General features: G+C 40.4%; 20 protein-coding genes. 14 read left to right on the forward strand and 6 right to left on the reverse strand.

Annotated elements, in window-relative coordinates; all coding sequences use genetic code 11:
• Positions 1-47 precede the first annotated feature (47 nt).
• Complete coding sequence (locus AAEU29_RS02510; RefSeq protein WP_421971916.1) at positions 48-1,334, reverse strand: citrate synthase; 1,287 nt, start codon at positions 1,332-1,334, stop codon at positions 48-50.
• A gap of 389 nt (positions 1,335-1,723) precedes the next feature.
• On the opposite strand from AAEU29_RS02510, the gene sdhC reads away from it, so the two are divergent.
• From sdhC to glnS, 9 genes are all read left to right on the forward strand, one after another.
• Entirely contained in the window at positions 1,724-2,098 is a 375-nt protein-coding gene (gene sdhC / locus AAEU29_RS02515; protein ID WP_421971917.1) for a succinate dehydrogenase, cytochrome b556 subunit, read from the forward strand.
• Complete coding sequence (gene sdhD, locus AAEU29_RS02520; RefSeq protein ID WP_421971918.1) at positions 2,092-2,439, forward strand: succinate dehydrogenase, hydrophobic membrane anchor protein; 348 nt, start codon at positions 2,092-2,094, stop codon at positions 2,437-2,439. Before sdhC ends, sdhD begins: the two co-directional genes overlap by 7 nt.
• Positions 2,440-4,212, forward strand: coding sequence for a succinate dehydrogenase flavoprotein subunit (gene sdhA / locus AAEU29_RS02525; protein ID WP_421971919.1), 1,773 nt, complete (start codon positions 2,440-2,442; stop codon positions 4,210-4,212).
• Positions 4,213-4,223: 11 nt separating this feature from the next.
• Positions 4,224-4,934, forward strand: a complete 711-nt coding sequence (locus tag AAEU29_RS02530) for a succinate dehydrogenase iron-sulfur subunit (RefSeq protein WP_010560044.1) — start codon at positions 4,224-4,226, stop codon at positions 4,932-4,934.
• A 92-nt stretch (positions 4,935-5,026) separates the two neighbouring features.
• A complete protein-coding gene (locus AAEU29_RS02535; protein ID WP_421971920.1) occupies positions 5,027-7,840 on the forward strand; it encodes a 2-oxoglutarate dehydrogenase E1 component in 2,814 nt (937 codons plus the stop codon).
• Positions 7,841-7,850: 10 nt separating this feature from the next.
• The gene (gene odhB / locus AAEU29_RS02540) at positions 7,851-9,329 is read left to right on the forward strand and encodes a 2-oxoglutarate dehydrogenase complex dihydrolipoyllysine-residue succinyltransferase (RefSeq protein WP_421971921.1); all 1,479 of its coding nucleotides are present in this window, start codon (positions 7,851-7,853) and stop codon (positions 9,327-9,329) included.
• Positions 9,330-9,495: 166 nt separating this feature from the next.
• Positions 9,496-10,662: an ADP-forming succinate--CoA ligase subunit beta gene (sucC, locus tag AAEU29_RS02545; protein ID WP_274760728.1), complete on the forward strand. Its 1,167-nt coding sequence runs from the start codon at positions 9,496-9,498 to the stop codon at positions 10,660-10,662.
• Positions 10,662-11,534 carry a succinate--CoA ligase subunit alpha gene (sucD, locus tag AAEU29_RS02550; protein ID WP_421971922.1) on the forward strand — a complete coding sequence of 291 codons (873 nt, stop codon included), beginning with the start codon at positions 10,662-10,664 and terminating at the stop codon, positions 11,532-11,534. Before sucC ends, sucD begins: the two co-directional genes overlap by 1 nt.
• 358 nt (positions 11,535-11,892) lie before the next feature.
• Positions 11,893-13,560 (forward strand): glutamine--tRNA ligase, encoded by a 1,668-nt coding sequence (gene glnS / locus AAEU29_RS02555; RefSeq protein WP_421971923.1) that lies wholly within the window; start codon positions 11,893-11,895, stop codon positions 13,558-13,560.
• A 94-nt stretch (positions 13,561-13,654) separates the two neighbouring features.
• On the opposite strand, the gene fur is transcribed toward glnS, so the two are convergent.
• The 5 genes from fur to AAEU29_RS02580 all read right to left on the reverse strand — a co-directional run bounded on the left by fur (position 13,655) and on the right by AAEU29_RS02580 (position 16,117).
• A complete protein-coding gene (gene fur, locus AAEU29_RS02560) occupies positions 13,655-14,098 on the reverse strand; it encodes a ferric iron uptake transcriptional regulator (RefSeq protein WP_421971924.1) in 444 nt (147 codons plus the stop codon).
• A gap of 96 nt (positions 14,099-14,194) precedes the next feature.
• A complete protein-coding gene (fldA, locus tag AAEU29_RS02565; RefSeq protein ID WP_421971925.1) occupies positions 14,195-14,722 on the reverse strand; it encodes a flavodoxin FldA in 528 nt (175 codons plus the stop codon).
• Positions 14,723-14,728: 6 nt separating this feature from the next.
• Positions 14,729-15,007 (reverse strand): LexA regulated protein, encoded by a 279-nt coding sequence (ybfE, locus tag AAEU29_RS02570; protein WP_421971926.1) that lies wholly within the window; start codon positions 15,005-15,007, stop codon positions 14,729-14,731.
• A complete protein-coding gene (locus AAEU29_RS02575) occupies positions 15,007-15,228 on the reverse strand; it encodes a DUF2788 domain-containing protein (protein WP_038641650.1) in 222 nt (73 codons plus the stop codon). Before AAEU29_RS02575 ends, ybfE begins: the two co-directional genes overlap by 1 nt.
• A 121-nt stretch (positions 15,229-15,349) precedes the next feature.
• Positions 15,350-16,117, reverse strand: a complete 768-nt coding sequence (locus AAEU29_RS02580) for an alpha/beta fold hydrolase (protein ID WP_421971927.1) — start codon at positions 16,115-16,117, stop codon at positions 15,350-15,352.
• Between the two features lie 131 nt (positions 16,118-16,248).
• Here AAEU29_RS02580 and seqA point away from each other — a divergent pair, with 131 nt between their 5' ends.
• From seqA to AAEU29_RS02605, 5 genes are all read left to right on the forward strand, one after another.
• Positions 16,249-16,776, forward strand: coding sequence for a replication initiation negative regulator SeqA (gene seqA / locus AAEU29_RS02585; protein ID WP_421971928.1), 528 nt, complete (start codon positions 16,249-16,251; stop codon positions 16,774-16,776).
• 14 nt (positions 16,777-16,790) lie between these two features.
• Positions 16,791-18,431, forward strand: coding sequence for a phosphoglucomutase (alpha-D-glucose-1,6-bisphosphate-dependent) (gene pgm, locus AAEU29_RS02590; RefSeq protein WP_421971929.1), 1,641 nt, complete (start codon positions 16,791-16,793; stop codon positions 18,429-18,431).
• A gap of 50 nt (positions 18,432-18,481) precedes the next feature.
• The gene (astE, locus tag AAEU29_RS02595; protein WP_421971930.1) at positions 18,482-19,525 is read left to right on the forward strand and encodes a succinylglutamate desuccinylase; all 1,044 of its coding nucleotides are present in this window, start codon (positions 18,482-18,484) and stop codon (positions 19,523-19,525) included.
• 288 nt (positions 19,526-19,813) lie between these two features.
• Positions 19,814-21,028, forward strand: a complete 1,215-nt coding sequence (locus AAEU29_RS02600; RefSeq protein ID WP_421971931.1) for a thiamine pyrophosphate-dependent dehydrogenase E1 component subunit alpha — start codon at positions 19,814-19,816, stop codon at positions 21,026-21,028.
• A complete protein-coding gene (locus tag AAEU29_RS02605; RefSeq protein ID WP_421971932.1) occupies positions 21,028-22,005 on the forward strand; it encodes an alpha-ketoacid dehydrogenase subunit beta in 978 nt (325 codons plus the stop codon). The genes AAEU29_RS02600 and AAEU29_RS02605 overlap by 1 nt, the downstream gene beginning before the upstream one ends.
• Positions 22,006-22,008: the final 3 nt, after the last annotated feature.

The following is a 22,008-nucleotide window of genomic DNA, read 5'->3' on the forward strand; positions in this document are numbered from 1 at the left end:
AGCTATAAAAAAAGCCGCAATTGCGGCTTTTTTTATCTAAAACATAATTAACGAGACGTTACGTCTTTAAAATCACGCTTAGTTTCACCAGTGTATAACTGACGAGGACGACCGATCTTTTGACCTGGCTGAGATAACATCTCATCCCAGTGTGAGATCCAACCAACAGTACGAGACATTGCAAAGATTACAGTGAACATGCTTGTTGGAATACCAATCGCTTTAAGAATAATACCTGAGTAGAAATCTACGTTAGGGTAAAGTTTCTTCTCGATGAAGTATGGGTCTTCTAATGCGATTTGCTCTAAACGCATTGCTACGTCTAGTAGTGGATCTTCAATGTTAAGCTCTTTAAGCACTTCGTGACACGTTTCGCGCATTACTGTAGCACGTGGGTCGAAGTTCTTATAAACACGGTGACCAAAGCCCATTAGACGGAACGGATCGTTCTTATCTTTTGCTTTAGCAACGTATTCATCGATACGGTCTACTGAACCGATTTCTTCAAGCATTGTTAGACACGCTTCGTTTGCACCACCGTGCGCAGGGCCCCAAAGAGACGCGATACCAGCAGAGATACATGCGTATGGGTTAGCACCTGATGAACCAGCTAAACGTACAGTAGACGTAGACGCGTTTTGCTCGTGATCCGCGTGAAGCATGAAGATGCGGTCCATTGCTTTTGCAAGAACTGGGCTTACTTCATATTTTTCAGCTGGTACTGAGAACATCATATGTAAGAAGTTTTCAGCGTAGCTTAAATCGTTACGTGGATACACAAATGGTTGACCGATGTTGTATTTGTAACACATCGCCGCAATTGTCGGTAATTTTGCAATTAGACGAACAGCGCTACGGTGACGTTGTGCAGGATCTGTGATGTCTAAATCTTTGTGGTAGAAAGAAGAAAGTGCACCAACAACACCACATAGCATTGCCATTGGGTGAGAATCTACACGGAAACCTTGGAAGAAAGCACCAATTTTTTCGTGAAGCATAGTGTTAGTTGTGATTTCGTTTTCAAAACCAGCTAATTGCTCTGCATTTGGTAACTCACCATTTAAAAGTAAGTAACAAAGCTCGATATAGTTTGATTTTTCAGCTAACTCATCAATTGCATAGCCGCGGTGAAGTAAAACACCTTTAGCACCATCGATGTATGTGATAGCTGATTCACATGAACCAGTAGACATGAAACCCGGGTCGAACGTGAAGTAACCATGGCTGCCTAGGGTACGAACGTCGATAACGTCCTGACCAGCTGTGCCAGAGTAAATAGGAAGTTCGATAGGATCTAGCCCATCAATATGGACCGTGGCTTTTTTGTCTGCCATCTAATTATCTCCTTTAAATATAACAAACCAGTTTGTTATTTTTGATACGGATGTTAAGCAAATTCTATCTATTCTAACTTATAAATAGGGAAGAAAGTCAATTTAAATGCATCAATTGATGATAACTATTCTTTGATCGAATAAATATTATACCAATGGCTACTTCGCAAGCACCTCTTATTAAACAAGAATTGTAATAGGCCATATGGTCTTATATACTGTGGTAGGCATTCTGAATGGTGAATGCCTTTCGTCTGAAGTGAATGCTGTTTTTTCATACTGTGACTCGTCATTACGGTGTGGCAAATTTCACTTTGATGGTTCCATCAAAAATTTGATGGGTTATAACAACAATAGTTGGACTCCTTAGAGTCAATGGGCAAGTAACAGTGAAAAAGCAAAGACCTGTAAATCTAGATTTATCTACTATTTCGATGCCAGCAACTGCTAAAGCTTCAATTCTTCACCGTATTTCTGGTGTAGCGTTGTTCTTCGCTTTATCTTTTGTAATTTGGGCATGGTCTGAATCACTTTCTTCTCCTCAAGGTTTTGAATTCGTCAAGAGCCTGTTTACCGGGTTCATTGCCAAATTCATTGCATGGGGTGCGGTAATCGCGCTTCTATATCACCTAGTAGCTGGTATTCGTCACCTACTTATGGATATGGGCCGTTTCGAAGAATTGGGTTCAGGTAACGCAAGTGCAAAATTTGTAATGGCACTTTGGGTTGTATTAGCCGTGTTAGCAGGAGTATGGATATGGTAGTTAATCAAGCATCTCTAAAACGCGACGGTGTACAAGATTTTGTATCATTACGTGCAACAGCACTTGTATTAGCGTCATATGCTCTGTTTATTTTAGGGTATTTCCTTACTACTCCAACTGTAACGTTTGAAGCGTGGCAGGGTTTATTTTCAAACTTGGCAGTAAAAGTGTACACACTAACTGCGTTAGTTTGCATGATGATTCATACCCGTATTGGTTTGTGGCAAGTTTTAACGGATTACGTTAAGTGTTCAAAATTGCGTGCAATCCTAGGCTTTTTCTTAAACTTAATGGCTTTTGCTTATGTAGCTGTTGGTTTCTTTGTTCTTTGGAGTGTTTAAGTGGCTATTTCAACAAGAGAATTTGACGCTGTAGTAATTGGTGCCGGTGGTGCTGGTATGCGTGCTGCACTGGCTATCAGTGAATCAGGTAAAACTTGTGCACTTATTTCTAAAGTATTCCCAACCCGTTCTCATACGGTATCTGCACAAGGTGGTATCACAGTTGCTTTAGGTAATTCCCATGAAGATAACTGGGAATGGCATATGTACGATACTGTAAAAGGTTCTGATTACATCGGTGACCAAGACGCAATTGAGTACATGACTAAAACTGGTCCTGAAGCAATTACAGAACTTGAAAACATGGGTTTACCATTTTCACGTTTTGAAAATGGCCGTGTTTATCAGCGTCCTTTCGGCGGTCAATCGAAAAATTTTGGTGGTGAACAAGCAGCACGTACTGCAGCTGCAGCTGACCGTACTGGTCACGCGCTTCTTCATTGTCTATACCAACAAAACGTTAAAAACAAAACCAATGTATTTTCTGAATGGTATGCATTAGATCTTGTTAAAAATGATAACGGTGATGTTGTTGGTTGTACTGCAATCGATATCGAAAGCGGTGAAGTTGTTTACTTCAAATCTAAAGCGGTTGTTTTAGCAACTGGTGGTGCAGGTCGTATCTTCGCATCTACTACTAATGCGCACATAAATACGGGTGACGGTGTTGGTATGGCAACGCGTGCTGGCATTTCAATGCAAGACATGGAAATGTGGCAGTTCCACCCAACGGGTATTGCAGGTGCAGGTACACTTGTAACAGAAGGTTGTCGTGGTGAAGGTGGTTACCTTCTAAATAAAGACGGCGAACGCTTCATGGAACGTTATGCGCCAAACGCAAAAGACTTAGCGGGTCGTGATGTTGTTGCTCGTGCAATGATGACTGAAATTCGTGAAGGTCGTGGTTGTGAAGGCCCTTGGGGTACGCACATCAAACTTAAGTTAGATCACTTAGGTGCTGAAATGCTTAACCTACGTCTACCTGGTGTTTGTGATCTTTCTAAGACGTTCGCACACGTAGATCCTGCAAAAGAACCAATTCCTGTAATCCCAACATGTCACTATATGATGGGTGGTGTACCAACTAACGTTAATGGTCAAGTAATTGATGTTGACGGTGCTGGTAACGAAAAGCTCGTTGAAGGTTTATTCGCGGTTGGTGAAATCGCGTGTGTATCTGTTCACGGTGCAAACCGCTTAGGTGGTAACTCACTTCTTGATTTAGTTGTATTTGGTCGTGCAGCGGGTAACTTCCTTGGTCAATACTTAAAAGACGCGCCAGTATCAAAAGACGCATCTGAATCTGATCTAGAAGCAGCGATGGCTCGTTTCAATCGTTGGGAAACTTCTAAACCAGGCCAAGGCGAAGATCCTGTACAAATCAAAAAAGACCTACAAAAATGCATGCAGCTTAACTTCTCGGTATTCCGTGAAGGTGATGCAATGGCTACAGGTTTACAAGAACTTAAAGAAATTCGTGAACGTCTACAGCACGCACGTCTTGACGACAAGTCATCTGAGTTCAACACGCAACGTATTGAGTGCTTAGAACTTGATAACTTAATGGAAACTGCGTACTCAACTGCTGTTGCTGCGAACTTCCGTACAGAAAGCCGTGGTGCTCATTCTCGCTTCGATTTCCCAGAGCGTGACGATGAAAACTGGTTATGTCACTCAATTTACAGCCCAGTGACGGAAGAAATGTCTAAGCGTGAGGTGAATTTTGCACCTAAAACACGTGAAGCCTTCCCACCTAAAGCACGTACTTACTAGGAGCGAAGTCAATGGCACAATTACAATTTTCTGTCTATCGTTACAATCCAGATGTTGATAACGCACCACGTATGCAAGACTATACCCTTGAGGTAGAAGAAGGTCGCGATATGATGGTATTGGATGCACTTTTACAACTAAAAGAGCAAGATCCAACGCTTTCATTCCGTCGTTCATGCCGTGAAGGTGTATGTGGTTCAGACGGTGTTAACATGAATGGTAAAAATGGTTTAGCGTGTATTACCCCATTATCTGCATTAGGTAAGGGTAAAATCGTTATCCGTCCATTACCAGGCTTACCTGTTGTTCGTGATTTAGTAATTGATATGTCTCAATTCTATTCACAATACGAAAAAGTTAAGCCATTCTTAATCAATGACAAGCCAACAGGTGGCGAAGAACGTCTTCAATCAATTGAAGAGCGTGACAAGCTTGATGGCTTATATGAATGTATTTTATGTGCATGTTGTTCAACTTCATGCCCATCATTCTGGTGGAACCCTGATAAATTCATCGGTCCTGCTGGTTTGCTACATGCTTACCGTTTCTTAGCTGATAGCCGTGATACGGCGACAGAAGAGCGTTTAGCAGATTTAGATGATGCATTCAGCGTTTTCCGTTGTCACGGTATTATGAACTGTGTCAACGTGTGTCCTAAAGGCCTTAATCCTACTAAGGCAATTGGTCACATCAAGTCTATGTTACTTAACCGTTCTGTATAATTCGGCGGTAACAAAAACACTGCGGCGATAACATTATGTTGTCGCCGTTTAACTAAAACTTAGTATTCTGCGCTAGTAAAAAGGGCTTATAAATGCACGAAGGTGTAATGAAGGCATGGCTAGAGTCTTCTCACTTTAACGGTGGTAACGTTGCATACGTAGAAGAGTTGTATGAAGCGTACTTAGATGACGCAACATCAGTTTCTGACGAATGGCGTGAAGTGTTTGACGCACTACCGAAAGTAGAAGGCGTGGATGTAGATGTAAAACATTCCGAAATTAGAGCACAATTTGCCGAGCTTGCGAAAAACAAGCATAAAGAAGTAGTCGTTGCAGCAGGTGGCGCATCTGATGCAAAACAGGTTAGGGTTCTGCAGTTAATTAATGCATACCGTTTCCGTGGTCACCAAAACGCAAACCTTGACCCATTAGGTTTGTGGCAGCGTGAAAAAGTGCGTGATTTGACACTTGAACACCACGATTTAACGGATTCTGACCTAGATAAAGAATTCAACGTAGGGTCATTTGCTTGTGGCAGTGACACTATGAAACTTAAAGACTTATATGCAGCACTTAAGAAAACCTACTGTGGTTCGATTGGCGCTGAATATATGCATATTACGTCTACAGAAGAAAAACGTTGGTTACAACAGCGTTTAGAATCTAACTTTGCCCAGCCTCAATTTAACACTGAAACTAAGTTACGTATCCTTAAAGGCCTTACGGCTGCTGATGGTCTTGAAAAATACCTAGGCGCTAAGTTCCCTGGTGCAAAGCGTTTCTCACTTGAAGGTGGCGATGCGTTAGTACCTATGCTTAAAGAGTTAATTCATAGAGCAGGGGAAAGTGGTCAGGAAGAAGCTGTTATTGGTATGGCTCACCGTGGACGTTTAAACGTATTAGTGAACGTATTAGGTAAAAACCCACAAGTGCTTTTTGATGAATTTGCTGGTAAGTACGGCGAATTAGCAGGCTCTGGTGACGTTAAGTATCACATGGGTTTCTCTTCTGATTTCGCAACTACGGGTGGCAACGTGCATATGGCGCTTGCATTTAACCCTTCTCACCTTGAAATCGTTAACCCTGTGGTTATGGGTTCTGTACGTGCACGTCTTGACCGTTTAGGTTGTACTAATGGTTCAAAAGCATTACCAATCACTATTCATGGTGACTCGGCAATCGCTGGCCAAGGTGTAGTTCAAGAAACCTTTAACTTATCACAAACACGTGCGTTCAGCGTGGGCGGTTCAGTTCGTATCGTTGTAAACAACCAAGTAGGTTTCACAACGAACAAACAAGAAGATGTTCGCTCAACTGAATACTGTACTGATATCGCTAAAATGGTTCAGGCACCAATTTTCCACGTGAATTCTGATGATCCTGAAGCGGTTGCTTTTGTAACACAGCTTGCACTTGATTTCCGTAACAAGTTTAAGCGTGATGTTGTAATCGATTTAGTGTGTTACCGTCGTCACGGTCACAATGAAGCTGATGAGCCTAATGCAACTCAGCCATTGATGTATCAGAAAATCAAAAAGCACCCAGTGCCACGTGAAATCTATGCTCAAAAATTAGTTTCTGAAGGTGTATTAAGTGCTGATGAAGCGAAGAGATTAGCTGATGATTACCGTAATGGTTTAGATAACGGAGTTTGCGTTGTTGATGAAATTCAACCAGATACAAAGCATTCATCAGATTGGTCTAAGTTTGTAGGTCACGATTGGGATACTGCGTACGATCCAGCACTATCAATTGAAAAGCTAAAAGCCCTTGGTGAAGCAGTTTCAAGCTACCCAGAAGATCACAAAGCACAGTCGCGCGTTAAGAAAATCTATGATGATCGTAAAGCGATGGCTGCAGGTGAAAAACCACTTGATTGGGGTATGGCTGAAACACTTGCATATGCGTCACTTGTTGACGAAGGTACAGATATCCGTATTACCGGTCAGGACTCAGGTCGTGGTACTTTCTTCCACCGTCACGCGGTTGTTCACAACCAAGCAGATGCATCAACTTATTTACCACTGCAAAATATCCGCGAAGGTCAAGGTGCTTTTGAAGTATATGATTCAGTATTATCTGAAGAAGCAGTTCTAGCGTTTGAATATGGTTATGCAACAGCTGAACCAACATCGTTAGTATGTTGGGAAGCACAATTTGGTGACTTTGCGAACGGCGCACAAGTTGTATTTGACCAGTTCTTAAGTTCGGGTGAACAAAAGTGGGGCCGTTTATGTGGTTTAACAATCTTGTTACCACATGGTTATGAAGGTCAAGGTCCAGAACACAGCTCTGCACGTTTAGAGCGTTATTTACAGCTATGTGCTGATCACAATATGCAAGTATGTGTGCCTTCAACACCTGCACAGGTTTATGCGATGATCCGTCGTCAATCAGTACGTCCATTACGTCGTCCATTGATTGTAATGACGCCTAAGTCATTATTACGTCATCCATTAGCAGTTTCGAGCTTAGAAGAACTTTCAACGGGTGTTTTCAATAACATGATTGATGAAATCGATGATATTGATGCAAGCAAAGTTGAACGTGTTGTTTTCTGTAGTGGTAAAGTTTACTACGAATTACTACAACAACGTCGTGAGCAAGAACTTAACAATATTGCTATTGTGCGTGTTGAGCAGTTGTATCCATTCCCACATGCGGAAATGGAGACAATTATGCAACGTTACCAACACGTTAAAGATTTCGTATGGTGTCAAGAAGAGCCGCAAAACCAAGGCGCTTGGTATTGCTCGCAACACCATTTCTGGGATGCGATTCCACAAGGTGCTAACCTAAGTTATGCAGGTCGTAAAGCTTCTGCATCGCCAGCATGTGGTTATATGTCTACCCATACTAAAGAACAAAACGCGTTGATCGCCGACGCCCTTACAATTAAAAAATAAGGAATAAGAGATGACAACCGAAATTAAGGTTCCTGTTCTTCCTGAATCTGTTGCAGATGCAACAGTTGCAACATGGCATGTGAACGTTGGTGATAAAGTTAGCCGCGATCAAAACCTTGTTGATATCGAAACAGACAAAGTAGTTTTAGAAGTTGTTGCACCGGAAGATGGTGTAATTACTGAAATTTCACAAGCGGAAGGTGCAACAGTACTTGGTGAACAAGTGATTGCATTATTAGGTGCTGCAGATTCAGCTGCAGCTCCTGCAGAAACAACAGCAGCGCCAGTAGCGGCGCCAGCAGCAGAAGGTAAAGAAGTGGATATTAAAGTTCCTGTGCTTCCTGAATCAGTAGCAGACGCTACGATTGCAACATGGCATGTTCAACCTGGTGAAGCGGTAAGCCGTGACCAGAACCTAGTTGATATCGAAACAGATAAAGTAGTTCTTGAAGTTGTAGCACCTGAAGACGGTGTTATGGGTGACCACATCCATGCTGAAGGTGATACGGTTTTAGGTGAACAGATCATTGGTAAGCTAATTGCCGGTGCAGCTGCTGCATCAGCACCAGCAGCTGCTACAGAAGCACCAGCTACTTCTGACGAAAACTCAGATGTATTAACACCTTCTGTACGTCGTTTAATTGCTGAGAAAGGCCTTGATGCTTCACAAATCAAAGGTTCTGGCAAAGGTGGTCGTATCACTAAAGAAGACGTTGATGCGTTCTTAAAAGCTCCTGCAGCAAAAGCAGCAGCACCAGCGGCGGCAGCTCCAGCTGTTGCACTTGGTGAGCGTACGCAAAAGCGTGTTCCTATGACACGTCTTCGTAAGACAATTGCTAACCGTCTTCTTGAAGCTAAGAATTCAACTGCAATGCTTACTACGTTTAACGAAGTTAACATGAAACCAATCATGGATCTTCGTCAGCAATACAAAGATGTATTTGAAGAGCGTCACGGCATCCGTTTAGGTTTCATGTCTTTCTACGTGAAAGCTGTTACTGAAGCGCTTAAGCGTTTCCCTGAAGTAAACGCGTCAATTGACGGTGATGACATTGTTTATCACAATTACTTCGATATCAGCATCGCAGTTTCTACACCGCGTGGTCTTGTAACACCAGTACTTCGTGACTGTGACAAGTTATCAGTTGCTGAAATTGAAAAAGGTATTCGTGAATTAGCACTTAAAGGTCGTGATGGTAAACTTACTGTTGATGACATGACTGGTGGTAACTTTACTATTACTAACGGTGGTGTATTTGGTTCATTACTATCTACGCCAATCATCAACTTACCGCAATCATCTATTCTTGGTATGCACAAAATCCAAGATCGTCCAATGGCGGTAAATGGTAAAGTTGAAATTTTACCTATGATGTACCTAGCACTATCGTATGACCACCGTCAAATCGATGGTAAAGAATCTGTTGGTTTCTTAGTTACAATTAAGGAACTACTAGAAGATCCAACACGTTTATTACTAGACGTTTAATAGATTTGGATTAAAAAATAAGCTGTGGAGTTATTCGCAGCTTTTTTTTTGCGCCTTTGGTCGTACTGGGGTTTTCATACAAGGTTGGTGCGACTATACTAGGTGCGCAATTTGGGATGGTTGAACAAAAGTTCAACCCTTTACGTAATACAATTGGAAAAGCATCATGAATTTGCATGAGTATCAGGCAAAGCAATTATTTGCCGACTATGGTTTACCAGTTTCTGAGGGTTACGCATGTGACACTCCTCAGGAAGCTGCAGAAGCTGCTGATAAAATTGGCGGTGACAAGTGGGTTGTTAAATGTCAGGTTCACGCAGGTGGACGTGGTAAAGCGGGCGGTGTTAAGCTTGCTGACAGCAAAGAAGAAATTAAAGAATTTGCACAAAACTGGTTAGGTAAGAACCTAGTTACTTACCAAACTGACGAAAATGGTCAGCCAGTAGCAAAAATCCTTGTTGAAAGCTGCACAGATATCGCTAACGAATTATACCTTGGCGCTGTAGTAGACCGTGCTTCTCGTAAAGTTGTTTTCATGGCATCTACTGAAGGTGGTGTTGAAATCGAACAAGTTGCTGAAGAAACACCAGAACTAATTCACAAAGCTGAGATTGATCCACTAGTAGGTCCTCAAGCTTACCAAGCGCGTGAACTAGGCTTCAAACTAGGTTTAAACCCTACTCAAATGAAGCAGTTTGTTAAGATCTTCATGGGTCTTGCTAACATGTTCAACGATCATGATTTCGCACTTTTAGAAATCAACCCATTAGTAATCACTGACGAAGGTAACCTTCACTGTCTAGACGGTAAAATCGGTGTAGATGGTAACGCTTTATATCGTCAGCCTAAAATCCGTGAAATGCACGATCCGTCACAAGAAGACGAGCGTGAAGCGCACGCAGCTCAGTGGGAACTGAACTACGTAGCACTAGACGGTAACGTAGGTTGTATGGTTAACGGTGCGGGCCTAGCAATGGGTACTATGGACATCGTAAACCTACACGGTGGCAAGCCAGCTAACTTCCTAGATGTTGGTGGCGGTGCAACTAAAGAGCGTGTAGCTGAAGCATTCAAGATCATCCTTTCTGATGACAATGTTAAAGCAGTACTAGTTAACATCTTCGGTGGTATCGTACGTTGTGACATGATCGCAGAAGGTATCATTGGTGCGGTTAAAGAAGTTGGTGTAAATGTACCTGTAGTTGTACGTTTAGAAGGTACTAACGCTGATCTTGGTCGTGACGTTCTTGCTAACTCTGGCCTTGACATTATCGCAGCTGAGTCACTAACTGACGCTGCTGAGAAAGTTGTTGCTGCTGCGGAGGGCAAATAATGTCTGTATTAATTAATAAAGATACTAAAGTAATCTGTCAGGGTTTCACTGGTGGCCAAGGTACTTTCCACTCAGAGCAAGCGCTTGAGTACGGTACACAAATGGTTGGTGGTGTTTCTCCAGGTAAAGGTGGTCAAACTCACCTAGGTCTTCCTGTATTTAACACAGTACGTGAAGCAGTAGAAGCAACAGGCGCAACAGCTTCTGTTATCTACGTTCCAGCACCTTTCTGTAAAGATGCAATCTTAGAAGCTATCAGTGCAGGCATCGAGCTAATCGTATGTATCACTGAAGGTATCCCAACGCTAGACATGGTTGACGTTAAAGTTAAGCTTGACGAAACTGGCGTTCGCATGATTGGTCCTAACTGCCCAGGTGTTATCACTCCGGGTGAAACTAAAATCGGTATCATGCCTGGTCACATCCATAAGCCAGGTAAAGTAGGTATCGTATCACGTTCTGGTACACTTACTTACGAAGCTGTTAAGCAAACAACTGATGCTGGTTTCGGTCAATCAACATGTGTTGGTATTGGTGGTGACCCAATCCCAGGTACTAACTTCATCGACGTTCTAGAAATGTTCGAAAATGACCCTCAAACTGAAGCGATCGTTATGATCGGTGAGATCGGTGGTACAGCTGAAGAAGAAGCTGCTGAGTACATTAAAGCTAATGTAACTAAGCCTGTGGTTTCTTACATCGCTGGTGTTACTGCTCCTCCAGGTAAGCGTATGGGTCACGCTGGTGCGATTATCGCTGGCGGTAAAGGTACAGCTGACGAGAAATTCGCAGCGCTAGAAGCAGCAGGCGTTAAGACTGTTCGTTCACTAGCTGATATCGGTAAAGCACTAGCAGAAAAAACTGGCTGGTAATTTTCCGAACCTTCTATAAAAAGGCTGCTTATGCAGCCTTTTTTAATGCACAAATTTCGTGTTCTTGAAGTTTATGAATTTGTCCCAATATTTTAGTTTAATTAAATAGCGACTTATTTTGGTAAATTGTAAATGGTGTTTGCACTTCACGAAGTAGCAAAACATCATAAAATATCCAATTAGTCAGTTATTTAATTTTCAAACGTAATAACCGTTCAGTTACTTAACTACAGAGCTGTTATTCGCATTTTTATTTCATATTTTTTTAGCTCATGCCTTGTTTTCACCTAGGCGATAAGGCTTTTATTTGTAATAATTAGCGCGTTAATTTATTTAATGAATATAGGAAAATTTCGCAATGGCGGAAGCAGAAAATCGAGCAACTAACTTTATCACTAATATTATTGATAAAGATTTAGCATCTGGAAAACACGCAGCAACTCATACGCGTTTTCCACCAGAACCGAATGGTTATTTACATATTGGTCACGCCAAATCTATTTGCCTAAATTTTGGTATTGCGAAAGACTATCAAGGCCTATGTAACTTACGTTTTGATGACACAAACCCAGAAAAAGAAGACATCGATTACGTAAATTCAATTCAGCAAGATGTTAAATGGCTTGGTTTTAATTGGGATGGTGAAATTTGTTATTCTTCAAACTATTTCGATAAGTTATACGATTATGCAGTAGAGCTAATTGAAAAAGGCTTAGCATATGTATGTTTCTTATCACCTGATGAAGCACGTGAGTACCGCGGCACATTAACGGAAGCTGGTAAAAATAGCCCGTACCGTGACACCAGTGTTGCAGAGAATTTAGCGCTTTTCGAAAAAATGAAAAACGGTGAATTCAAAGAAGGTGAATGTGTTTTACGTGCAAAAATTGATATGGCGAGCTCATTTATGGTGCTACGCGATCCAATCATTTATCGTATCCGTTTTGCACATCACCACCAGACAGGTGATAAGTGGTGTATCTACCCAATGTACGATTTCACACACTGCATTTCAGATGCGCTAGAAGGCATTACTCACTCGCTTTGTACTCTTGAGTTCCAGGATAACCGTCGTTTATATGATTGGGTGTTAGATAATATTTCGCTTGAATGTCACCCGCAGCAAATCGAATTTTCGCGTTTAAATCTTGAATACACACTAATGAGTAAGCGTAAGCTAAATGCATTAGTTGAAGAAAAGCACGTTGAAGGCTGGGATGACCCGCGTATGCCAACAATTGCTGGTTTAAAACGCCGTGGTTATACGCCAGCGTCTATTCGTGAGTTTTGTAAGCGTATTGGTGTTACAAAGCAAGACAACATGGTTGAAATGGGCATGTTAGAAGCGTGTATCCGTGATGACCTTAACGAAAACGCGCCGCGTGCAATGGCTGTACTTGATCCAATTAAAGTTGTTATCGAGAACTTCCCAGCAGATAAAGTGGAAGAACTAAACGTTCAAAACCACCCAAATATCGAAGAAATGGGTTCGCGTGTTGTACCATTTACACGTGAAGTGCTAATTGAACGTGAAGATTTCCGTCTTGAAGCGAACAAAAAATATAAGCGATTAGTACTTGGTAAAGAAGTACGTTTACGTGGTGCTTATGTTATTAAAGCTGAACGTGTTGACCAAGACGATGCAGGTAACATTACTACTATTTACTGTACTTACGATGATGAAACTCTAGGTAAAAACCCAAGTGATGGTCGTAAGGTTAAAGGTGTAATTCATTGGGTAAGTGCAACGCAAGGTGTGCCTGCCGAAGTACGTTTATACGACCGTTTATTTACTGTGCCAAACCCAGCAGCAGAAGATGATTTTGCCACAGTATTAAATCCAGAGTCGTTAGTACGTTTAACAGCTGCAGTTGTTGAGCCTGCACTTGCTAATGCAGAGGTTGAAGTAGGTTATCAGTTTGAGCGTACAGGTTACTTCTGTCGTGATAGTAAAGCCGAAGGTTTAGTTTTCAACCGTACCGTTGGCTTGCGTGACTCTTGGGCAAAAGAAGAAAATAAAGACTAAGTTTTAGTTTAAAGGGATAGGGTATCTATCCCTTTAAGCCTCAAGTTTAGCTATAAAAAAAGCGCCAATTGGCGCTTTTTTTTAAAATATAAGTTTAGCTGTTTTCTTCAGCAAATTGCTTACATGCTTCTTTATCTTCACATTCACCGTATAGGTAAAGTGAATGATTTGTTAGCTTAATGCCGTTGTCGTTAGCAATTTCTTCTTGGCGTGTTTCGATAACATCATCTTCAAACTCAACCACTTTGCCACACTTTAAACACACTAAATGGTCATGGTGTGTGCTGCCGGCTAATTCAAATACCGATTTACCACCTTCAAAATGGTGACGTGTAACAATGCCAGCATCATCAAATTGGTTAAGTACACGATAAACAGTCGCAAGACCAATTTCTTCGCCTTTATCTAATAAGATTTTATATACATCTTCAGCGCTGATATGTTGATTATCTGGTGATTGTAAAATCTCTAAGATTTTAATTCTTGGCAGTGTTACTTTTAAACCTGCTTTTTTTAGCTCTAAATTGTGATCAGTCATCAACTTGGTCTCGTTTTTATCTTGTTTTGTCTTTAATAGCACGACGTTATTGTAAGGCTATACTAGATATAGCCTAATGTAAACGCAGGTTTTATTTTAATCTTCTAATTCGGCCAAGCACATTTCGTCATATACTTGAGCACACCAATCTTTAATACGCTTTTCAGTTAATTCAGGTTGGCGATCTTCATCAATACCTAGACCTACAAAGTGGTTATCATCAACAAGCGCTTTCGAAGCTTCAAATTCATAACCCTCAGTTGACCAGTGACCAACAACGATTGCACCACGCTCAGTCACGATGTCATTGATCATGCCCATCGCATCAAGGAAGTACTCAGCGTAATCTTCTTGGTCACCACAACCAAAAATAGCTACTAATTTACCTTCGAAGTTGATTTCTTCAAGCTCAGGGAAAAAATCATCCCAATCGCATTGCGCTTCACCGTAATACCAAGTTGGAATACCGAATAGAATTAAATCAAATTCAGCAATATCTTCTTTAGAGCTTTTAGCGATGTCATGAACATCAACCATTTTTTTACCTAGCTCTTTTTGAATTAGCTTGGCGACGTGCTCTGTATTACCTGTATCACTACCAAAAAAAATGCCTACGCTTGCCATAGTTTATTACCTTTTTGTCGCTAATTTCTCTTGCAAAATAATTTCAATCAATGCGCTTCGACTCACATTTTGTTCTTCTGCCATATCGTTTAGTGCTTGATACAACTCAGAAGAAACCTTGAATTCGACACGCTTTAAACCACGAGCTTTATCACGTTTAAGTTGATTTCGCTTATTAATTTTAAGCTGTAATTCTCGTGGTAGGGGGTTTGTTTTAGGTCGCCCCGGACGTTTATCGTATTCGAATAAATCTCGGGTCGTTCTATCTGATTCCGCTTTGGCCATTATCCAACTCCAGCACCTTGCCAAAATACCTGAATAAGACCTTTCGCAATAAACCCAGAACAGCCTAAAAAAAGCACCAACCAAACGACGTAACGACCAAATTTTGGCACATCACCTTTTTTTAAAACATCTTGGATTGCCATACCTATGAAAAAGAATATTCCGGCTAAACCGAAATAGAGTCCAAGGATATCAATACCATCTAATAATTTATCTAACATTATTATTCTGAATCTGCGCGAAAACGGCCGCAACTATAGCATAGTAAGCCGTTAAATACATTATCAAAGATCAAAAATAGTACCCATGTAATAAGTAGGTTTTTTCTATTTTTTCTCTCTATTAACCAGCAACAAATTGACTTATTGCTAAATTTACCTGGCTTGGCTTTTCAGCATGTAACCAATGGCCAGCACCTGCGATTATTTTTGCTTTAGCATTGGGAAATAGCGCAGCAATTTCAGGGCGGTGTGATTCTAAAATATAGTCAGAATTTGCGCCCTTAATAAAGAGAGTGGGCTTTGTATATGCTAAACCTTCAGGTTTTGCCAATATCGCATCATATGATGCAATTATTTGCTCTACATTAAAGCGCCAACTAAAACCAAGTTCAGTTTTTGCTAAGCTTTTTAATAAAAACTGCCTTACGCCAGGTTCTTCAATAAATTCAGCTAACTGAGCATCTGCCTCACTTCGATTATTAATCGCGGCTAAATTCACGTTTTTTAAGCCATTGAATACATTTTGATGTCTTGGTGTGTAGTGTGTTGGTGCTATATCTAACACAATGAGCTTAGCTATTCGCTCACCTTGGCTTAAAGCCATTTGCATCGCCACTTTTCCACCCATGGAATGACCCACAAGAATGCACTGATTAATATTTAATGTGTTTAATAAATTAAATACATCGTCAGCCATCACTTGGTAGTTCATTGTAGCATCGTGAAATGATTGGCCGTGATTTCTAAGATCGACGTTGATAACTTGATGGTTTTCACTGAGTGGTTTGGCAATGATATTTAAATTTTCTTTAGAGCCAAATAAGCCGTGAATTACGATAATAGGCAAGTTGTCTGTATTATCGCCAAGTTGTGAATAATTTAATTGCATTTGCGTAGTTAAGCTAATGAAAAGCAGCATTGTGCCGAGTGAAACTTGAAAAAGCAAACATAGAGAAATCAATTTAAACTCGTTATACTATGCGAGATTTTTGCTAAATTCGTCTAACAATTAGGATAACCATGAAAAAAATCGAAATCGACGACGAGTTATATCAGTATATAGCAAGTAATACTCAGAGTATTGGTGAAAGCGCGTCTCAAATTTTACGTCGCCTATTAAAGCTAGATACAGATCTCCCAAATCTTCCAGCTACTGAAACTGTGGAAGTTGAAGAGCAGGTTGCGCCAAAAGAGAAAAAAGAACATAAGTGCGATAACGTGTTTAATATTTTGAATAAAGAAGAACTTGCAATGCAAAAAGGCGTTGTAGGGCGTTTTCTATTTATTCTTTCTGCTCTTCATCGCACACACAAAGGTATTTTTAATCGTGTGCTTGATATCAAAGGCCGTGATCGTATTTATTTCGCTACTAACAAAGACGATTTAATTGCATCTGGTAGTAGTACTAATCCTAAAAACATTATGGATAGTGGCTATTGGGTTATGACTAATTCAAACACTACACGTAAAAAAATGATGGTTCACGAAGTTGCCATATCTCTAGGCTACAGTGAAGACGAAGCAGAAAAATTACGCGATTACTTATAATTTAAAGGTGGATCATGGCAAACCATGAAAGAGCAGGGCAGCGCGCCTTACAATCAGACTTAGTCAACATTCCTAAATTAGTATCATCATATTATTTATATGAACCAGATATTGAAGAACACCCTGAGCAGCGTGTTGCATTTGGCACATCGGGTCACCGTGGTTGTTCATTAAAAACTAATTTTAATGAATCACATATTTTGGCAATCACCCAAGCTATTTGTGATTATCGAAAACAAAATAATATTTTTGGTCCGCTTTTCTTAGGCAAAGATACTCATGCCCTTTCTGAAGCTGCATTTAATTCAGCTATTGAAGTGTTAGTGGCAAACGAGGTTCAGGTTGTAACGCAAGAAAATGATGATTACACGCCAACACCTGTAATAAGTCATGCGATTGTAACGCACAACCAAATACATAGTGCTGAACTTGCTGATGGCATTGTTATTACACCTTCTCATAATCCACCTGAAGATGGTGGTTTTAAATACAATCCGCCAAATGGTGGTCCAGCTGATACCAATATCACAAAATGGATTGAAGATAGAGCGAATCAACTTTTAATTGAAGATTTAGTTGAAGTTGAACTCTTCCCATTTGTTAAAGCTAAACGTTCTGGTTTTATTCAATATCAAGACTTAATTACACCTTATGTAGAAGACCTTGCAAACATTATTGATATGCAAGCAATTAAAAATGCAGGTATTAAAATTGGTGTAGATCCGTTAGGTGGCTCTGGCATTAATTTTTGGCCAGTGATTGCCGAAAAATACGGTTTAGATATTACCGTTGTTAATGAAAAAATTGACCCGCAATTTTCTTTTATGACGCTTGATAAAGATGGCAAAATTCGAATGGATTGTTCATCGCCTTATGCAATGGCAAGCTTAATTTCACTTAAAGATAAGTTTGATATTGCGGTTGGTAATGACCCTGATTATGACCGTCATGGTATTGTTACGCCAGATGGTCTGATGAACCCTAATCATTATTTAGCAGTAGCAATTGACTATCTGATAAGTCACCGCCCAGAGTGGCCAATTGATGCTAAAGTGGGTAAAACACTGGTTTCTAGTGCAATGATCGACAAAGTTGTTGCTAAACATGGCCGTGAAGTATTTGAAGTACCTGTAGGCTTTAAATGGTTTGTTGATGGTTTATTAGATTCAAGCTTATTGTTTGGTGGTGAAGAAAGTGCAGGTGCTTCTTACTTACGTCGTGATGGCAGTGTTTGGGAAACTGATAAAGACGGTTTTATTCTTGCACTTTTAGCCGCTGAGATTTTAGCTGTGACTGGTAAAACTCCAAGTGAGCATTATAACGCTTTAACAGAAGAGTTTGGTGCACCAATCTACAAACGTTTAGATGCGCCAGCTAACGCACAGCAAAAAGAAAAGTTAGCTAAATTATCGGCTGACGATGTAACTGCCGATACCCTAGCAGGCGACAGTATTTTAGCAAAACTCACCCATGCACCTGGTAATGGCGCAGCAATTGGTGGTTTAAAAGTAACAACACAAAACGGTTGGTTTGCTGCACGTCCTTCTGGTACTGAGGATATTTATAAGATTTACCTTGAGTCTTTTGTATCTGAGGCACATTTAAAAGAATTAGAAACTGAAGCTATAGCTTTAGTTAATTCAGTTATTTCTTAAAATTTAAGATGTTTTAAAAGGCGGTTTACCGCCTTTTTTATTATGTAAAGATGAGTAACATGACAACAAATAATCTCTCACAAACAGGTGATTTCTTATCAATATCACGTGCCAACGAATGGCATTTAGACCCATTTAATTTTAGCTTGAATAACGGTACTCAAGTTGAAGTACTTGATACGGGGGTAATTCAGTTTACGCCAGTACAATATGGTAATAAAGACATTGTACTGTCATCAGCCATTCACGGTAATGAAACTGCGCCAATTGAAATATGTGATGAACTTATCAAAGCGGTTATTAAAGGTGAATTGCAACTGGCACATCGTGTTTTATTCATTTTTGGCAATCCAGCTTCGATGAATGTGGCTGAGCGCTTTGTTGAAGAGAACTTAAATCGCCTATTTTGTGGTGCTCATAAACAAGGCGAGCAAAATAATGAAAAAATTAGGGCTGCAAAATTAGAGACGTATGTTTCAAATTTCTTTAATCAGCAAAGTGAAAATGGCCGTAAACGTATTCATTATGATTTACACACAGCAATTCGTGATTCTAAAAACGACAAGTTTGCTGTCTATCCTTTTTTAAATGGCAAACCATGGAAAAAAGAAGAACTAAGCTTTTTACTAAGTTGTGGTGTTAATACCATCTTAATGATGAAGTCAGCTGCGACAACATTTAGCTATTTTTCAAGTAGTACATTTAATGCAGACGCCTTTACTATCGAGCTTGGTAAAGTAAAACCATTTGGTCAAAACGATATGACACGCTTTGAAAAAGCGAAAAACACACTTACAGATTTAATCTCTCAAGAAACGATGGTTTATCCCGAGTTTAACTTTGCTGATTTTGAATTGTTTGAAGTACATCGCACAATTAATCGGACTCAAGAAGATTTTCGTTTTCCGTTTAGTGATAGCGCTGCAAACTTTACTGGGTTTGCTAAAGGTGAGCTACTAGCAACGGATGGCGATACAGATTATTTTGCTGAAGTTGATGGTGAAGCCATTATCTTCCCAAATGCAAAAGTTGCACTAGGACAGCGCGCACTTCTTACCGTGATCCCCCTGCAAAATAAAACTGATTTTGTATAAATATCTTGCCACACCTTTTAGGATATTCAGCTAAAATTAGTTGAATATCCGTTTACGTTAACGTAAAGTCGAGCTAACTTTAATTTAATATTAGTCCAATTTATGGGTGATATGTACTAATCATACCAGTCACTTGCATAAATTAGCTGTTTAAATTGTTTGGTTGAAGTGTTTGATGCGTCAAATTCAATTTACCTAACGTTTAAGTGTCTCTCAGCACAATGCTAATTATGTTGCTTAATTGGATATTTACGCATTTTTAAAGCGCTACATCATTAGAGGTAAGCTATGACGAACCCGCAAAATGTGTCTTTAAATGTTACGCAGGCACTCGAATTTATCGATCCTTCAGCATTAGACATACCTACTGTTAGTTTATTAGATGAAAATGGTCATCTAGTTAAAGGAGCAGTTGATCCAAATATTGACAAAGAAACCGCATTAAAAATTTACAAAACAATGCGTTTTATTCGTGCGCTAGATGAGCGTATGCAAGCAGCACAACGCCAAGGGCGTGTTTCTTTTTACATGCAATGTTTAGGTGAAGAAGGTGCTGTAACAGCAAGTGCCGCTGCATTAAAAGACGATGATATGATCATGGCGCAATATCGTGAGCAAGCAGCCTTACGTTACCGTGGTTTTAGCCTTGAGCAGTTTATGAACCAAATGTTCTCTAACGAGAAAGATTTAGGTAAAGGTCGTCAAATGCCAATTCATTATGGTTCAAAAGAATTGCATTATATGACTATCTCTTCACCACTAGGTACGCAAATACCTCAGGCAACGGGTTATGCGTATTCGCAAAAAATCCCACACATTAATGCTGAAAATGGCGAATTAAGCTCTGAGATTAACAATATTACCTTATGTTATTTTGGTGAAGGTGCCGCTTCTGAAGGTGATTTCCACGCAGGTCTTAATATGGCAGCGGTTTTAAAAGCGCCAGTTATCTTTTTTGCACGAAATAACGGTTATGCGATTTCAACGCCTGCAGATGAACAGTTTGCAGGTGACGGTATTGCCAGTCGTGGTGTTGGTTACGGTATTAAAACGATTCGTGTTGATGGCGCAGATGCGTTAGCAGTTTATGCGGCAACACAAAAAGCACGTCAATATTCAGTTGAAACGGGTAACCCAGTGTTAATCGAATCAATTGCCTATCGTTTAGGGGCGCACTCTACATCGGACGACCCAACAGGTTATCGCTCAAAAGAAGAAGAAAGCACAAATACTAAGTGTCCAATTCAACGCTTTAAAGGTTACTTGCTTAGTAAAGGCTGGTTAGACGAAGCTGAAGATAATGCGCAAGATGAAGCGCTACGTGAACAAATCTTAGATGCCGTAAAAGTGGCTGAAAAAGTGGCTAAGCCACCAATTGAAGATTTAGTAAGCGATGTATACGACACGCCAATTCCATTACTTGAAAAACAACTTGAAGCATTAAAAGCGCACGTTAAAGCTCATCCAGACGCTTATCCGACAACGGCAGGGAGAATCAAATAATGGCACAAATGAATATGTTACAAGCGATTAATTCTGCGCTTGATATTTCTATGTCAGAACATCCACTTGCCTGTATTTTCGGTGAAGATGTTGGTTATTTCGGTGGTGTATTCCGTGCTACTAGTGGCTTACAAGAAAAATATGGTAAACACCGTGTTTTTAATACGCCATTAACTGAGCAAGGTATTTTAGGTTTTGCCAATGGCTTAGCTGCGGCGGGGGCTCCTGCAATTGCTGAAATTCAATTTGCGGATTATATCTTCCCAGCCTTTGATCAAATCGTAAATGAATCCGCTAAATTCCGTTACCGCAGCGGTAATGAGTTTAATGTTGGCAAGCTTACCATTCGCACACCTTATGGCGGTGGTATTGCCGGCGGTTTATATCATTCGCAATCACCTGAAGCTTATTTTGCCCATACACCAGGTTTAAAACTGGTTGTGCCGCGCAATGCTTACCAAGCAAAAGGCTTATTACGCGCTTGTATTAAAGATGATAACCCGGTTATTTTCTTTGAGCCAAAGCGTCTATATCGAGCTTCTATTGGTGATGTGCCAGAAGATGATTTCATTATCCCAATTGGTAAAGCTGAAGTTGTATCTGAAGGTTCTGATATCACGCTTTTAGCTTGGGGTGCGCAAATGGAAATCATTGAAAAAGCAGCTGAAATGGCAAAAGAAGATGGCATAAGTTGTGAAGTGATTGATTTACGCAGCATTCAACCATGGGATGTTGACACTGTTGCAAAATCTGTGATGAAAACAGGGCGTTTACTTATCAGCCATGAAGCACCTGTAACCTGTGGCTTTGGTGCTGAAATCGCAGCGACTATTCAACAAGAGTGTTTTTTACATTTAGAATCGCCGATTAGTCGTGTGTGTGGTCTAGATACACCATACCCACTTGCGCTTGAAAAAGAATACATTCCTGATGCATTGAAAGTGTTATCAGCTATTAAGCAGTCTGTGCAGTTTTAAGGA

This window comes from Pseudoalteromonas aquimarina (assembly GCF_049257255.1).
Classification (GTDB): domain Bacteria; phylum Pseudomonadota; class Gammaproteobacteria; order Enterobacterales; family Alteromonadaceae; genus Pseudoalteromonas.

Bases quoted from the DNA above. Each gene is read 5' to 3' on its own strand.
- AAEU29_RS02575 (WP_038641650.1), bottom strand. From the start codon at position 15,228: ATGTTAGATAAATTATTAGATGGTATTGATATCCTTGGACTCTATTTC.
- astE (WP_421971930.1), top strand. From the start codon at position 18,482: ATGAGTAACATGACAACAAATAATCTCTCACAAACAGGTGATTTCTTA.
- sucD (WP_421971922.1), top strand. From the start codon at position 10,662: ATGTCTGTATTAATTAATAAAGATACTAAAGTAATCTGTCAGGGTTTC.
- sdhD (WP_421971918.1), top strand. From the start codon at position 2,092: ATGGTAGTTAATCAAGCATCTCTAAAACGCGACGGTGTACAAGATTTT.
- fur (WP_421971924.1), bottom strand. From the start codon at position 14,098: ATGACTGATCACAATTTAGAGCTAAAAAAAGCAGGTTTAAAAGTAACA.
- pgm (WP_421971929.1), top strand. From the start codon at position 16,791: ATGGCAAACCATGAAAGAGCAGGGCAGCGCGCCTTACAATCAGACTTA.
- AAEU29_RS02580 (WP_421971927.1), bottom strand. From the start codon at position 16,117: ATGCAATTAAATTATTCACAACTTGGCGATAATACAGACAACTTGCCT.
- AAEU29_RS02530 (WP_010560044.1), top strand. From the start codon at position 4,224: ATGGCACAATTACAATTTTCTGTCTATCGTTACAATCCAGATGTTGAT.
- glnS (WP_421971923.1), top strand. From the start codon at position 11,893: ATGGCGGAAGCAGAAAATCGAGCAACTAACTTTATCACTAATATTATT.
- seqA (WP_421971928.1), top strand. From the start codon at position 16,249: ATGAAAAAAATCGAAATCGACGACGAGTTATATCAGTATATAGCAAGT.
- odhB (WP_421971921.1), top strand. From the start codon at position 7,851: ATGACAACCGAAATTAAGGTTCCTGTTCTTCCTGAATCTGTTGCAGAT.
- AAEU29_RS02600 (WP_421971931.1), top strand. From the start codon at position 19,814: ATGACGAACCCGCAAAATGTGTCTTTAAATGTTACGCAGGCACTCGAA.
- fldA (WP_421971925.1), bottom strand. From the start codon at position 14,722: ATGGCAAGCGTAGGCATTTTTTTTGGTAGTGATACAGGTAATACAGAG.
- AAEU29_RS02535 (WP_421971920.1), top strand. From the start codon at position 5,027: ATGCACGAAGGTGTAATGAAGGCATGGCTAGAGTCTTCTCACTTTAAC.
- AAEU29_RS02510 (WP_421971916.1), bottom strand. From the start codon at position 1,334: ATGGCAGACAAAAAAGCCACGGTCCATATTGATGGGCTAGATCCTATC.
- AAEU29_RS02605 (WP_421971932.1), top strand. From the start codon at position 21,028: ATGGCACAAATGAATATGTTACAAGCGATTAATTCTGCGCTTGATATT.
- sucC (WP_274760728.1), top strand. From the start codon at position 9,496: ATGAATTTGCATGAGTATCAGGCAAAGCAATTATTTGCCGACTATGGT.
- ybfE (WP_421971926.1), bottom strand. From the start codon at position 15,007: ATGGCCAAAGCGGAATCAGATAGAACGACCCGAGATTTATTCGAATAC.